The sequence below is a fragment of the Pontimicrobium sp. MEBiC01747 genome (assembly GCF_053601635.1).
Map to the genome: position 1 here is coordinate 1 of NZ_JBSHNS010000219.1, position 13,710 is coordinate 13,710.

Here is a 13,710-nt window from a genome sequence, read left to right on the forward strand (position 1 = left end):
CTGTATGCACACCATTTTTACCTCCTTTTTGAAACCATTTTGACTCTGGAATATCTAATGTTGCTTCTGTTAAAATTTCATTCACTTTTAAATAATACGCTTCTTTTAATTTGGTAACATCTACTCCTATATTTTCGCTAACCATTGCTTTATCGGCTTCTGTTTGATGAAACAATTCATCTGTATACGTCCATAAACCATTAATGGCTTCTTGTATTTTTATTTTACTAACTTCTGTTCCATCTCCTAGACGTATTAACCAATCTGATGAAAAACGTTGGTGATAGCTTACTTCTTTAATGCATTTTTTTGCAATCGCAGATAGTGTTACATCATGGCTTTTTTGCAATTCTGTTAAAAACATAAAGTGATAAACATCAAATAAAAATTGACGTGCAATAGTGTATGCAAAATCGGTATTTGGTTGCTCTACCAATAGCACATTTACATACTCGCGTTCTTTACGTAGCATTGCAATATCATCTTCTGTTCTATTATCTCCTGCAATTTTAGCTGCATATTGGTAATAGCTTCGTACTTGTCCAAATAAATCTAACGAGATATTTGTGCATGCTATATCTGTTTCTAGGCTTGGTCCATGTCCTGTTAATTCTCCCATTCTTTGCCCAAGAATTAAACTATTATCGGCAATACCTAGAATGTATTTATATAAATTTTGTTTCATGTTAATACCTCACAATAGTGAGTAATTTAATTGAGACGCTTCGACTGCGCTCAGCGTGACATTTAGTTTCTATTCATGAGATTCCTGCCTACACAAGAATTTTACATATGCTTTACTTCGTCTGGTAAATCGTAAAATGTTGGGTGACGGTATACTTTATCTTGAGCTGGTTCAAATAATTCTCCATTATGCTCTGGGTTAGATGCTGTAATATTTTTAGATTCTACAACCCAAATACTTACGCCTTCATTTCGTCTTGTATATACATCTCTTGCATTTTCTAAAGCCATTTCTGCATCTGCTGCATGAAGGCTACCAAAGTGCCTGTGTTCTAATCCGTTTTTACTTCTTACGAACACTTCCCATAATGGCCAATTCTTTTTTGCTGACATATTATTGCCCACAACTGTGGGTATATTTTTAATTAAACTTTAATTTTTATTCTATGTGGTACTGAATTTATTTCAGCATTAAGACAGCTTTTATTATACTGCTTGTTTCTCTTTTCTTTGTTGCTTCTTTTCTGCATGTGCCATCGCTGCATCTCGAACCCATGTTCCTCTTTCCCATGCGCCTACTCTAGCATTCATTCTTTCTTTATTACATGGTCCATGCCCTTTTACAACTTGCCAGAACTCATCCCAATCTATTGGTCCAAAATCGTAACTTTTACGTTCTTCATTCCATTTTAAATCTGGATCTGGTATGGTAAGACCTATTAAATCTGCTTGTGGTACCGTTTGGTCTATAAATTGCTGGCGTAAATCATCGTTAGATTTACGTTTTAATTTCCATTTCATTGATTGCTCTGTATGCACAGACTCTGCATCTGTTGGCCCTAGCATCATTAAAGATGGCCACCACCATCGGTTTAATGCATCTTGAGCCATTTCTTTTTGTTCTGGCGTGCCTTGCGCTAACTTCATCATGATTTCAAAACCTTGACGTTGGTGAAAGCTTTCTTCTTTACACACACGAATCATTGCTCTTGCATAAGGCCCGTACGATGTACTACATAATGGTACTTGATTAATAATGGCTGCGCCATCTACTAACCAACCAATAGCTCCCATATCTGCCCAAGTAATTGTAGGGTAATTAAAAATACTAGAGTACTTTGCTTTTCCTGTGTGCAATTGTTCATACAGTTCATCTCTAGAAACTCCTAAAGTTTCGCAAGCGCTATATAAATACAAACCGTGTCCAGCTTCGTCTTGAACTTTTGCCAACAAGGCTACTTTTCGTCTTAATGATGGTGCTCGGGTAATCCAGTTTCCTTCAGGAAGCATTCCAATAATTTCAGAATGCGCATGTTGCGACATTTGCCTTATGTGTGTCTTTCGATACTTTTCTGGCATCCAATCTTTTGGCTCTATTTTTTCATCACGTGCTATACGTTCTTCAAATTGAGCTTCTAAGTTTTTTATTTGTTCTTCACTCATTTTTATTAGCTTTTGGCTATTAGCTATTTGCTTTTAGCTGGTGAAACTTTATTTTCTTTTTCTATATATTTTATTTGATAAGATTACCACATTCTTAGGAATGTTAACGAATGGCTTACACATCAAAATCTACTACTACTTTTTCTGATGTTGGCACCGCTTGGCAACTTAACACTAGGTTTCTTGCGACTTCTTTTTCATCTAATGCGTAGTTAATTTTCATTTCTACTGTTCCTTCTTTTACTTCACACTTGCAAGTACTACATACACCTCCTTTACATGCAAATGGTAAATCGGCTCCCGCTGCTAAAGCCCCATCTAATATATTATCGTACTCATCTTCCATGATGAAATGAAATTCTTTTCCTCCATCTATAATAGTTACGTCTGTTCCATCTACCTTATGTTCTAAAACTTCTGCTATTTTAGTATCATCTACATCTCCAGAGAAAAATAACTCATAGTGTATTTTTTCTTTTTCTAATCCTGCTTTTTCTAGTTCATCACGAATTAAAAAAATCATATCTTGAGGCCCACATATAAAACAGCTATTAGTATCTTCTATGTCTATAAATGTTTTAGATAAAACTTGTAGTTTACCCTCATCAAAACGCCCATTTAACAAAGGAATATCGCGTTGCTCTTTTGTTAAAAAATAAAACACTTGAAAACGCCCAAAGAATTTATTTTTAAGTTGCTCTATTTCTTCTTTAAAGATAATTGATTTTACTGTTCGATTCAAATAAAATAATTTGAATGTACTGTTAGGCTCAGCTATTAAATGTGTTTTTATTATAGACAACATTGGTGTAATACCACTGCCCGCCGCAAAAGCTATATGATTTTTTGACGCTTCTGGTTCTGTCTCTATATAAAAATGTCCAGATGGCTCTGCTATTTCCAACTCATCTCCAGCTTTTAGCTCTTGATTTGCATAGGTAGAGAACACACCGCCCGGAATTTGCTTAATAGCTACTTTCCACTCATTATCTAGAGGACTAGAACATAAAGAGTAAGAGCGACGAACGTCTTCATCATTAATTATTTTACGTAAAGTAAGGTGTTGTCCTTGCTTAAACTTAAAAGTTTCGTATAAATTTTCTGGAATATCGAAAGTAACTACAGAACAGTCTTTAGTTTCCTTGTAGATATCTTTTACTTGTATGTTATAAAATTCTGCCATTTGTATATTTTAACTAACACTTGTTAGTTAGGTTTACAAATATACAAAAGTTTTGAAAATTAAATTTTTACCCCATGGATTAGTACTTGGCTCAAATTTTCAGACAAATCTGCTGGGTTTAAATCTTCCTTTTTAGGGATCCATAGATACAACGATCGTAGAGTAGACAGTATTGAAAACAACATAACTTCGGGGTTTTTATTAACGATCTCTTTGTTCTCAATTCCTTTAACAATAATGTTTCTAAAATTATTTTCGTAATCATCTCTTAACTCTAAATAATAGTCTAAACGTTCTTCTAAATGCATCCAATCACTATTCATTGAAGACATGCCATGTGTATTCTGTGTTGTAATATCTACATGTAGTTTTATAATTCGATTTAACTTTTCAATGTTTGTAATTTGAGATGATTTTATAACCGCCATACCTTCTGTAAACTCTTCTGCTAAAGAAATAATTATACAAGTAAGAATATCTTGCTTGGACTGTATGTGGTTATAAAGACTAGAAGCCTTTATCCCCATAACCTTAGCTATATCTCTCATAGTTACTGCACTATAACCTTTTTCCTTAAAAAGGATTGCTGCTGTATTTATAATTTGTTGCTTGCGAGTTTCTTGTTTCATTGGTTACTAATATACAGATTCAATTTTTGCTAGAAAAACTATCCTAAAGCTTGTTACTTTCTGCAATATATTAATTCATAACTTTGTTGTAAGCTAAAGACAACATATTTTAAGCATTTTTATGAATACCGGAATAGAAACTAACCCCTTTATAGATAGGCTTCCACCACATCTAAAACAGTTTATTAAACCACAAAACTACGAGCATTACTCGCCAATAAATCAAGCCGTTTGGCGTTATGTAATGCGAAAAAACGTTTCTTATTTAAGCCAAGTTGCTCATGAATCGTATTTAAAGGGTTTGGACATGACTGGTATTTCTGTAGATGCTATACCAAGTATGTATGGCATGAATCGTATTCTTAAAGATATTGGTTGGGCGGCTGTAGCTGTAGACGGGTTTATTCCTCCTAATGCATTTATGGAGTTTCAGGCTTATAAAGTGCTTGTTATTGCTTCAGACATTCGCCAATTGGAAAACATGGAATACACTCCTGCTCCAGACATAATTCATGAAGCGGCAGGACATGCCCCTATAATTGCCAATCCTGATTATGCCGAATATTTAAGACGTTTTGGAGAAATTGGCTCTAAAGCTATTTTATCGTCTCATGACAACGACATGTATGAAGCCGTAAGAACGCTATCTATTTTAAAAGAGGCCGCAGATTCTACAGATAAGGGCATTAAAGATGCGGAAGATTTAGTGAATACTTTACAAAATAAAAAAGTGCCACTTTCTGAAATGGCAAAGATTAGAAACCTGCATTGGTGGACTGTTGAGTACGGATTAATAGGAACTTTAGAGAACCCTAAAATTTATGGTGCGGGATTATTATCGTCTATTGGTGAAAGTAAATGGTGTATGACAGATGCTGTTGAAAAAAGGCTATATAGTATAGACGCAGCAGAAATGGAATTTGACATCACAAAACCGCAACCTCAACTATTTGTTACTCCAGATTTCGCATATTTAATGGAGGTTTTAGAAGAGTTCTCTAATACCATGGCTATGAGAAAAGGTGGTTTTAGAGGCTTACAAAAACTTATAGATTCTAAAAAAATTGGTAGTATAGAGCTTAATACCGGGCTACAAATTTCGGGTGTATTTACAGAAATGATTACAGATGAAGACAACAATGTTGTTTTCTTTAAAACTGAAGGCCCTACTGCTTTAGCTAATAGAGAAAAAGAACTTATAGGCCATGGCAAAGAAGCAAACCCTAATGGCTTTAGCTCTCCTATTGGTAAACTAAAGGGTATTAGTTTGGCTATTGAAGATATGGGTCCCAGGGATTTAAAAGCCTATAATTTTTACGATGGTAAACGTATTGCTATTGAGTATGAAAGCGGAATTACTATTGAAGGGCTAAATATTACAGGGATACGAAATGTTTTTGGAAAATTAATACTTATTGAATTTGAAGATTGTACCGTTACTTATAAAAATAAAATGTTATTTTCTCCAGATCAAGGTACGTTTAGGTTAGCCGTTGGTTCTTCTATTGTTTCTGCCTTTGCTGGTTCGGCAGATTTTAGATCGTTTAATAATTTATATCATGTCTCTTCTACTGAAACTATTAAAGAGCATAAAGATGAAAACACAGTAAAATTAGAAAACCTATATCAACAGGTTAGCGCTCTAAGAGCTAAAAATAATATTGATGGTAAGCAGATTGAAACTATTTTTAGTAACTTACAACAGGAACACCCTAATGACTGGCTATTGTCTTTAGAACTCTATGAACTTTTAAGTACTAATGAAAATTACAATTTAAAAATACGTATTTTAGAGTACTTAAATACGCTTAAGGAGAAGCGTCCAAAAATTGCGCATTTAATTGTAGATGGCATCGCTTTAGTTAAAGAACATGTAACACATTAAAACTATGGGATTTTTAGATTTTTTATTTGGAGCAAAAAAACGTCAAGTTGAAAACTTTATAAAAAAAGGAGCTCTAATTTTAGATGTTAGAACACAAAGAGAATATGATAACGGTGCTATAAAAGGTGCCAAACATGTACCTTTACAAGAATTACATAGGCGTATTGAAGAATTAAGAGCTTTAAACAAACCTTTTATAGTGTATTGCCAAAGCGGTGTTAGGTCTGCCAAAGCATCTAAATATTTAAACCTTAATAATATTGAAGCTATAAATGGTGGTGGCTGGTTAAAACTTTCTAAACTTATTAAATAAGCCTATATAACCAATTTAAGCCGATTTTTTTATTTGTTTTCTACGCTTATACACGTAAAATATTGGCACTAATAAAAGCAAGAAATAATATAAATTATTGCCTTTTTTAAAAATAGCCTCATTATTACCTGTTAATGTTATCGCACTCCAATAATATGGAGATACTTCGCTTGTATTTTTATTTTTATAGATGTAATCTAATTTTGCTCTATTTAATGCTTCTGTTTTAGTGTACCCTTGGTTTAAATAGTTATAAAACGAATAAATAATTTCATTATTAGATTTTTGATCGATATCCCAAAGTGAAGCTAAAACACTTTTTGCTCCAGAGTTAACAAATCCTCTAGCAATACTCATAACACCTTCTCCTTTTCTCAATTCTCCTTTAGACGTTTTACATGCACTTAAAACAACTAAATCTGTATATTGATTATTAAAATACATTTCTCCTAATTCTAATTTATCATCATAAAAAGCTAACCATGGTTTTTTATCCTCCGTTACTCCGCCATGTGTAGATAGGTGCACTACTTTATAACCACCGTAGGCTTCAATAAATTTTTGCTTAGTTGTGTTTGATCTGGTTAAAAACTTTGTTTCTAGAGTACTTTCTAATTTTTGTAATTCTTCTCTATATATAATTAAAGAGGATAAAGATTTGTCTTTAAATAGAGTAGGACTCATAGCTAAATAGTCTGCATTATACGTTCTCTTTAATTTACTAGTAACCATAAGAGACGAAAATGAGTATGCATAACTTATTTTGCAAAAATTAATTAAATACAGTTCATTTATGGGGCTTTCTCTATTATCTACTATTAATGGTTCCAAAGGTATATTTTGCAGTATCCCATCTTGAATAACTAAAAACTGTTTTCCTTGAAATGCTTTTAATTTACCCTTCATAAAAGGTAGCAATTGGTTATATAATGTATAGGCTAAGCTTTTATAATCCTCTTGATCTTTTTTATTTAAAAATGGCTTTTTTAAAGCATCATGAAATGCTAGTATTCTTTTTTCTAAAAGCTCTGCTTCTTCTATTTTATATGTTTTAATTTCTGTGTTAGATGCCAAAGAAACGTATGCTTTATTTTTATCTATTTTATATTGAAGAACTAATTGATTTTCTTTTAAATGTTTTTGAGTTATTTTAGCATCATAAATTTGAATCCCTTTTTTGTAATTATGGTATTTTGGAAAGGTTGTTTCTAAAGAATCTAAAAATTTTGAATACTCATTTTTTTTTGTAATAAAACTATCTTTTATTCTCTTTCTTTTTAATAAGTTGTTTGTTACTAACTCTGCTTTATAATTATTAATTTCCTCTAATAATTTAACTTCTCTTTCTATAGTTGCATGTGGTAATTTAGCTAATACTCTTGCATTTAAATTGGTTACATTTTCTAAAAGCAACAAGGCTTTACTTTTTTCTATAAAACAATAGGCTTTTTCTGGCTCATTTAATAAGTAAGATACATCTACTGCTTTTTGATATAAATCATTCCCTTTTTCTCGCCAAAATAATTTTGATAAATCTTCTCTACTTTCAAAATAAATTAAATTAACTACTTTATCTGCTAGTTCTAACGTTTCCAGAGCTTTTTTTAAAAGTGCTTTATTTTTTGTTTTGTTATAATATGCAATCCAAGCACCTGCTTTATCTCTTAAATACCCTAGGATATCTATTTTTAAATTAGACATTTCTATATCTTGAAATTTGGGTAATGTAGTATAATCAACACTAGCATTATACGTCGTTAAGTATATTGCTTTTTGATAATTTTTAAGAGCCGCTACATAATTGTTTTGAAGTAATTTAATATCGCCTAAGTTATCGTAAGACTCGGCTTTTTGACTAGGTAAATTAGAGGCATAGCTTAATGCAGCACGTAAGCTTTCTATAGATTTATTAATGTTATTCGTTTTTTTGTAAACGACTCCCAAATTATTCAAGCTCTTAGCTGCATATACAGAGTCGTTTAATTTATAAGCTAATGCTAACGCCTCTTTATAAGCCTCTTTACTATTATTATAGTCTTTAAGCGTATCATAAAAATTACCACAATTAAGCTTTAAGCCAATTAAATCTTTCTCGGAGATATCAAAATAGTTACTTAAGGTTTGTACTTTTCTATAGTTCAAAAAAAATGCTTCTTTATATTTAACATCATCAAAGCCTGCATAAATTGCTAAAACATTTTTGTAAATACTCAGTAGTTTTTGATGTTTTCCTAAAGCTTTATAAATAGACTCACTTTTTTCGTAGCAGTCTAGGGCTTTTTTAAAGTCTCCTATAGCTTCATAAATTCTTGCTTTTAGCCAATTCACTTTTGCTACTCTAACTTCTGTAGCATTACAATAACTAAGCAAACTATCGCATGTTTTAATAGCTTTTGAATAAAGCCCTTTCTCGTATTGAAATTTGGCTAGATTATTAAAGCTTCCTTTAAAAAGCGAAGGACTCTCTTTAATGTAGTTTTTTCGTATTTCTGATGCTTTTTCGGCAAAGTAAATAGCATTGTCTAGAGAAAGGTTTTTCTTGTATATAAATTTTGCTAAATCATGATAAACTTGAGATACACTCAATTCATCTACTTTGCTTTCTTCTATTAAAGTTTCTGTTTTTACTACTTTTTGTTGTTTTGAGAGTGTCGATAATTTTATAATAGAATCAAACTGTTCTAAAATTTTTGTTTGAGAACTAATACTAAATGGTATAAGTATTAGAAATACAAAAGTAACTTTATAACACATTTATTTATAATTTACCTTTTCTCATAACATTATTGATTACTCTACTTTTAGTAGAATTCATCTAAATTTAATAATAAAAAATCATCTTTCTATTTTTATTTAAAATCAAGTTGTAAAATGGTGTAATATATTTAAAGCAGAGAGCATAATTAAACACTCTCTGCTTATAGTTTAAAAAAAGTGACCTAAACCCTATTAAACTAAAATTTATTCTAATACTGCTGCTCTATGTTTTATGGTCTCTAAACCAGATACAAACTCCGTACTGTTATCTATAACTTTATTTTTTAAAACTAATGGTGAATCTCCTATAGAATATAGTGCTGCACTTTTATAAGCTACAAAGGCACTTGCAAAAGACGTTCCTTGAACCGTTGTACTTTGTCCATTTATTGTAAACGAATAATCATTTCCAGGTGCTGCTATATCTACATTATTTACACCATAATTAGAATACCATGCTAAAAGATTACTATTATTATAACTTTCTGCTGTATAATCTGTTATTGTTTCCATTCCAGCAATTGAAATAATATTATCATGCTCGTACGATGATGGATAATGTGGTATCTCATCATTATCGTTAGTTTGGTTTCCCGCAGATGCTACAATTAATACACGATTGCTGTAATTAGCAAGGATCCTATCAAATAATTCTTGATAACTATAACTACCAAAACTCATATTAATAATTGCAACTTCGGGTTTACTTAATGCATATTTTAATCCACATAGAATACGAAATGTATTTGTTTTACCATCTGCATCAAACACTTTTACCGGTAAAATTTGATGACTTATCCCTTTATTTATTAAATTACTATTTATTATACTTGCAATTTGAGTTCCATGGTTATGGTCATCAAAAGGGTCATTATCTTCATTTACAAAATCCCACCCATAAAGGTCTTTTGAGTTTGTTGCTTCGCATTGCTTATTAGCAGAGTTATTATATAAAAAGGGTTCTGTAAATCCTCCTGCTATGTAATTTACTCCTGTATCTAATATAGCAACAGTTATATTTTCATTACTTTCTACTTGTAAATTTAAAGCTTGATCTATATCGCCATCTAGTATTGCCGATCCAAAATAATTATTTGGTAATTGCACTCCATTATTTAACGAAGCGCCATCTAAATCTGGATCATCACTAGCTGTACTTTTTTTTTCTTCTAATTGTGATTCTGTTAAATCCTGAGCAAAACGCCATAATTCTAACGTATCATCTTGACATGAACACTGTTTATAACTTTGCACTTCGTACATGTTTCTTAATGCTTCTTTTTGCAAATTGGTTGTTCCTATATTATAGTGCACAATAAACTCTCTAACATTCTTCCCTAACTTAGATTTTTTATTAAGCATGTTATTTTTTAAAGTACTCTCATTAGATTCTTCAGTTAACTCATCGCTACAACATGCCAGTAATAATAACACAAAGCACATTATTGTAAGTTTTAATGTTTTCATAATTTAATTTAGGTTTAGGATTTTTTTTAAAAAAAGCAGTCTCAACCTAATTTACTTAAGTTGAGACTACTGTGTAATTGTTATTCTATCATAACTTTTTTAGTAATTATATTTTTCCCTGTATTAAATGAGAAGAAATACACACCTTTAGTAAGGCTAGATCTTAGATTTAAGTTAAACTTAAGTTCTCCGTTTATTACTTTACGATTTTCTAACGTTTTAATTAAAGTACCATCGAAGCTGTAAATATTCAATTGAATATTTTCAACATCTTCAATATTTAATTTAATATCCATATTTCCTTTATTAGGATTTGGATAAATAGAAATTTTGTCGGCATCTCGCCCTTTCTTTCCTTTATTATAACAAGCTTGTCTGGAAATTGGCGACTTTTTACCACTCTCGCAAACGGCTGTTACTTGCCAAACAAAGCATCTACCTTCTAACGATGCTGGTAATGTGTAACTATTAGTGTTTACCTGAACTGGCGCAATAGAAATACCAAACTCACAACCACAATCTATTTGTGGTACATTACCTGCTGGAGAGCTAATAATATAAGATGTTGCGCCTGGTACTGGATTCCATGTTAATGTAGTCCCTACCACTTGAAGATTAGTTGGCGCTGTTACCTCACACTCTTTTTCCTTTGGTGTATGGCAGGCTTGATTAGAAATTGGTGACTTTTTACCACTTTCACAGATTGCTGTTACTTGCCAAACAAAACACTTATTTTGTAATGATGTAGGTAAGGTATAACTATTAGTACCTACTGTAATAGGTGCTAAAGAAATGCCATTATTACCTGTACAACCACAATCTATTTGTGGTACATTACCTGGTGGAGATGTTATGGTGTAAGATGTTGCGCCTGGTACTGGATCCCATGTTAATGTATTACCAACCACTTGAAGATTAGTAGGTGCTGTTACCTCGCACTCTTTTTCTTTTGGTGTATGACAGGCTTGGTTAGAAATTGGTGATTCTGTACCATCTTCGCAAATTGCAGTTACCTGCCAAACAAAACACATATCTTGTAATGAAGTTGGCAAAGTATAACTGTTAGTTCCTACAGTAATAGGCGCTAAAGATATACCATTACTTCCTGTACAGCCACAATCTATTTGCGGAACATTACCTGGAGGCGATGTTATGACATAAGATGTCGCTCCTGGCACAGGATCCCATGTTAATGTATTACCAACCACCTGAAGGTTAGTAGGTGCTGTTGTTTCACAACTTTCACAAACGGAAATAATAATATCATCTATTGATAATTCTGCTTGGCTAACTCCATTTGATGCGTTTGCCATAAATGGGAACACCCATAGTTGTGAATAGTTTCCATTTGGAGTATACGTTAAAGAAATATCCGTCCAGGTATTTAAATACCCGCCCATAGTATCATTAAAAATATACTCTCCTGTAGGCGTTGCTGTAATATTCCCTACGCTATTAGTTGCTACTAAATTTACTGTAGCATTATTAGCAACATTTGGGTCTCCAGAGTTTCTATCGTCTGTTCTTATTCTTAAGCATATAAAATACGACACACCTTCTTCAAAATCAAAATTAGCAGCAATACCTTCTCCATTTCCACCATAAGACCACATCCATGCATTAGGATCGGCACTAAAGTTATTAATAGAAGGCGAACCATCTGTAGCTATCCAATTTGGGACACAACCACTATTAAAAGCTCCATTTCCACCACAGGTAGCTTGATTAAAATCTCCGTTTACAAGCAAATTATTCTCGGCATCGCAGCATGGCGGCGGCGGACAGTCTTGCTCTATATTAATAGTAACATTCTGGCTGTAGAAATCACCACAGGAATCTGTTCCTGTAATATTTGCTACAAAAGAAGTTAATGTTGAGTTATTCGTTAAACAAAATAAACCATTTAAATCTGTAAGCACTGGGCTATTAGTATTATACGCATCATCTTGAAGGTTTGTAGCACTAATATTTATACAAGTAGTACCACAAGGTATTGTATATTCTAAAGTATCTGTTACATCGGTTCCATCTATTGTTATCGTTGTTGGGTCTGGAGTACACGGTTGACAGATAGATAAGTTAGATATACGAACTTCTATTTGAGGATTTGGTGCCGATGGGTTTGTAGGATAAAACCATATATTATTAAAATTCTGAGTAGCTGTAAAGTTAAATGTATACATCTGGCTATTTGCTCCATTTGCCCATATATTCTGCCCCATTATTGTCTGGTTTGGGGTTGGAGTATTCGGGATAACATTGTTAGTATTGGTTCCTGTATTACCTACAACGGCATTAGAGGTTAATACAACATTCATCATAGAATTAACATTTGGTATTTGCCCAGTATTAGTAGCTGCATCTAAATTAAAAGACACACAGTATTGCTCACCTTGCACAAAGTTATATCCAGAATAGTTTACACCTTCTCCAGTTATAGATTGCGTAAAACCAGAATAATAAGACCACAACCAAACAGAATTACTCCCCCATGATGGTGTTCCATGCGAGTCGCTCCATTGTTGGGTATTACTAACCTGAATATCTTGACAATTGCCCTGGTTACATTGTGATTGAGCTGTAATATAACTCAATACAAAGAAGGCTAAAAAAAGTATTTTCTTCATAATTTTAAGGGTTTATTGATTAATTAAAAGTTCCTACTCTGTTTTTTATAAAGGTTTTTCGGATCCCTCCTTTTATTGAATTAATTCACAGTTAAGAGGAGAATTTATTTTTTTGTTACCCAGTTTATTTAAACTATCTTAGAATTTAAATTAATTATACATCAACATCTTGTATGGAGAATGATGATTTTGTAAGCCAATTTTTAAAAGGAAATTCAAAACTCTTAAACAGTATCTATGACAATTCATTTAAATATGTAGAGCATTATATTACTAGTAGAAATGGCTCTAAAAAAGATGCCGAAGATGTGTTTCATAATGCTCTTATTATCATTTATGTTAAATTAAAAGAAGGCAACATAAATATTAAAGCTTTCGATAATTACCTGTTTACTGTCTGTAAAAATTTATGGAAAAGAGAAAATGCAAAACATAGGGTAACAAATAATAACGTTATCCCTCTAGTTAGTGAAGAGCTTGATAAAGCTTCTTTTTATTTAGAACATAACCAATGGGAATTATATAAAGAAAAATTTGAATTACTATCTGCGCAATGTAAAGAGATCCTTTCTATGGTGTTTCAAAAAAAAGCTTATGCAGACATTGTAAAGAAATATTCTTACAGTTCTCAAACAGTTGCAAGACAACGTGTATTTAAGTGTAAAGCCCGGCTTAGCAAGTTAATTAAAGAAGATTTCAGATTTTCTAAACTTAAGCATTAG

General features: G+C 32.2%; 11 protein-coding genes. 3 read left to right on the plus strand and 8 right to left on the minus strand.

The genetic code is table 11. The features are described 5' to 3' along the window. The 5 genes from paaC to ACVC2P_RS07265 all read right to left on the minus strand — a co-directional run. On the minus strand, positions 1-685 hold a 685-nt coding region (gene paaC / locus ACVC2P_RS07245; protein ID WP_452597812.1), incomplete at its 3' end, for a 1,2-phenylacetyl-CoA epoxidase subunit PaaC. Between the two features lie 101 nt (positions 686-786). Next, a complete protein-coding gene (gene paaB, locus ACVC2P_RS07250; protein WP_452597813.1) occupies positions 787-1,077 on the minus strand; it encodes a 1,2-phenylacetyl-CoA epoxidase subunit PaaB in 291 nt (96 codons plus the stop codon). A gap of 93 nt (positions 1,078-1,170) precedes the next feature. Further along, complete coding sequence (paaA, locus tag ACVC2P_RS07255) at positions 1,171-2,127, minus strand: 1,2-phenylacetyl-CoA epoxidase subunit PaaA (protein WP_452597814.1); 957 nt, start codon at positions 2,125-2,127, stop codon at positions 1,171-1,173. A 115-nt stretch (positions 2,128-2,242) separates the two neighbouring features. Further along, positions 2,243-3,310, minus strand: coding sequence for a 2Fe-2S iron-sulfur cluster-binding protein (locus ACVC2P_RS07260; protein ID WP_452597815.1), 1,068 nt, complete (start codon positions 3,308-3,310; stop codon positions 2,243-2,245). A gap of 59 nt (positions 3,311-3,369) precedes the next feature. Further along, the gene (locus tag ACVC2P_RS07265; protein ID WP_452597816.1) at positions 3,370-3,939 is read right to left on the minus strand and encodes a TetR/AcrR family transcriptional regulator; all 570 of its coding nucleotides are present in this window, start codon (positions 3,937-3,939) and stop codon (positions 3,370-3,372) included. A gap of 121 nt (positions 3,940-4,060) precedes the next feature. On the opposite strand from ACVC2P_RS07265, the gene ACVC2P_RS07270 reads away from it, so the two are divergent. Further along, positions 4,061-5,824: an aromatic amino acid hydroxylase gene (locus ACVC2P_RS07270; RefSeq protein WP_452597817.1), complete on the plus strand. Its 1,764-nt coding sequence runs from the start codon at positions 4,061-4,063 to the stop codon at positions 5,822-5,824. Positions 5,825-5,828: 4 nt separating this feature from the next. Further along, positions 5,829-6,137, plus strand: coding sequence for a rhodanese-like domain-containing protein (locus ACVC2P_RS07275; protein WP_452597818.1), 309 nt, complete (start codon positions 5,829-5,831; stop codon positions 6,135-6,137). 15 nt (positions 6,138-6,152) lie between these two features. Here ACVC2P_RS07275 and ACVC2P_RS07280 read toward each other — a convergent pair whose 3' ends face one another. The 3 genes from ACVC2P_RS07280 to ACVC2P_RS07290 form a co-directional block, all read right to left on the minus strand. Beyond that, a complete protein-coding gene (locus ACVC2P_RS07280) occupies positions 6,153-8,891 on the minus strand; it encodes a CHAT domain-containing protein (protein WP_452597819.1) in 2,739 nt (912 codons plus the stop codon). Between the two features lie 207 nt (positions 8,892-9,098). Then, positions 9,099-10,361, minus strand: a complete 1,263-nt coding sequence (locus ACVC2P_RS07285) for a S8 family serine peptidase (protein ID WP_452597820.1) — start codon at positions 10,359-10,361, stop codon at positions 9,099-9,101. Between the two features lie 80 nt (positions 10,362-10,441). Beyond that, complete coding sequence (locus ACVC2P_RS07290) at positions 10,442-12,988, minus strand: T9SS type A sorting domain-containing protein (protein ID WP_452597821.1); 2,547 nt, start codon at positions 12,986-12,988, stop codon at positions 10,442-10,444. Between the two features lie 173 nt (positions 12,989-13,161). On the opposite strand from ACVC2P_RS07290, the gene ACVC2P_RS07295 reads away from it, so the two are divergent. After that, complete coding sequence (locus tag ACVC2P_RS07295; protein ID WP_452597822.1) at positions 13,162-13,710, plus strand: RNA polymerase sigma factor; 549 nt, start codon at positions 13,162-13,164, stop codon at positions 13,708-13,710.

What these genes read in the sequence shown, in the direction of transcription:
- ACVC2P_RS07290 (WP_452597821.1), bottom strand. Translation starts at nt 12,988, where the DNA reads ATGAAGAAAATACTTTTTTTAGCCTTCTTTGTATTGAGTTATATTACA.
- paaA (WP_452597814.1), bottom strand. Translation starts at nt 2,127, where the DNA reads ATGAGTGAAGAACAAATAAAAAACTTAGAAGCTCAATTTGAAGAACGT.
- ACVC2P_RS07280 (WP_452597819.1), bottom strand. Translation starts at nt 8,891, where the DNA reads ATGTGTTATAAAGTTACTTTTGTATTTCTAATACTTATACCATTTAGT.
- ACVC2P_RS07265 (WP_452597816.1), bottom strand. Translation starts at nt 3,939, where the DNA reads ATGAAACAAGAAACTCGCAAGCAACAAATTATAAATACAGCAGCAATC.
- ACVC2P_RS07285 (WP_452597820.1), bottom strand. Translation starts at nt 10,361, where the DNA reads ATGAAAACATTAAAACTTACAATAATGTGCTTTGTGTTATTATTACTG.
- ACVC2P_RS07260 (WP_452597815.1), bottom strand. Translation starts at nt 3,310, where the DNA reads ATGGCAGAATTTTATAACATACAAGTAAAAGATATCTACAAGGAAACT.
- ACVC2P_RS07275 (WP_452597818.1), top strand. Translation starts at nt 5,829, where the DNA reads ATGGGATTTTTAGATTTTTTATTTGGAGCAAAAAAACGTCAAGTTGAA.
- paaB (WP_452597813.1), bottom strand. Translation starts at nt 1,077, where the DNA reads ATGTCAGCAAAAAAGAATTGGCCATTATGGGAAGTGTTCGTAAGAAGT.
- ACVC2P_RS07295 (WP_452597822.1), top strand. Translation starts at nt 13,162, where the DNA reads ATGGAGAATGATGATTTTGTAAGCCAATTTTTAAAAGGAAATTCAAAA.
- ACVC2P_RS07270 (WP_452597817.1), top strand. Translation starts at nt 4,061, where the DNA reads ATGAATACCGGAATAGAAACTAACCCCTTTATAGATAGGCTTCCACCA.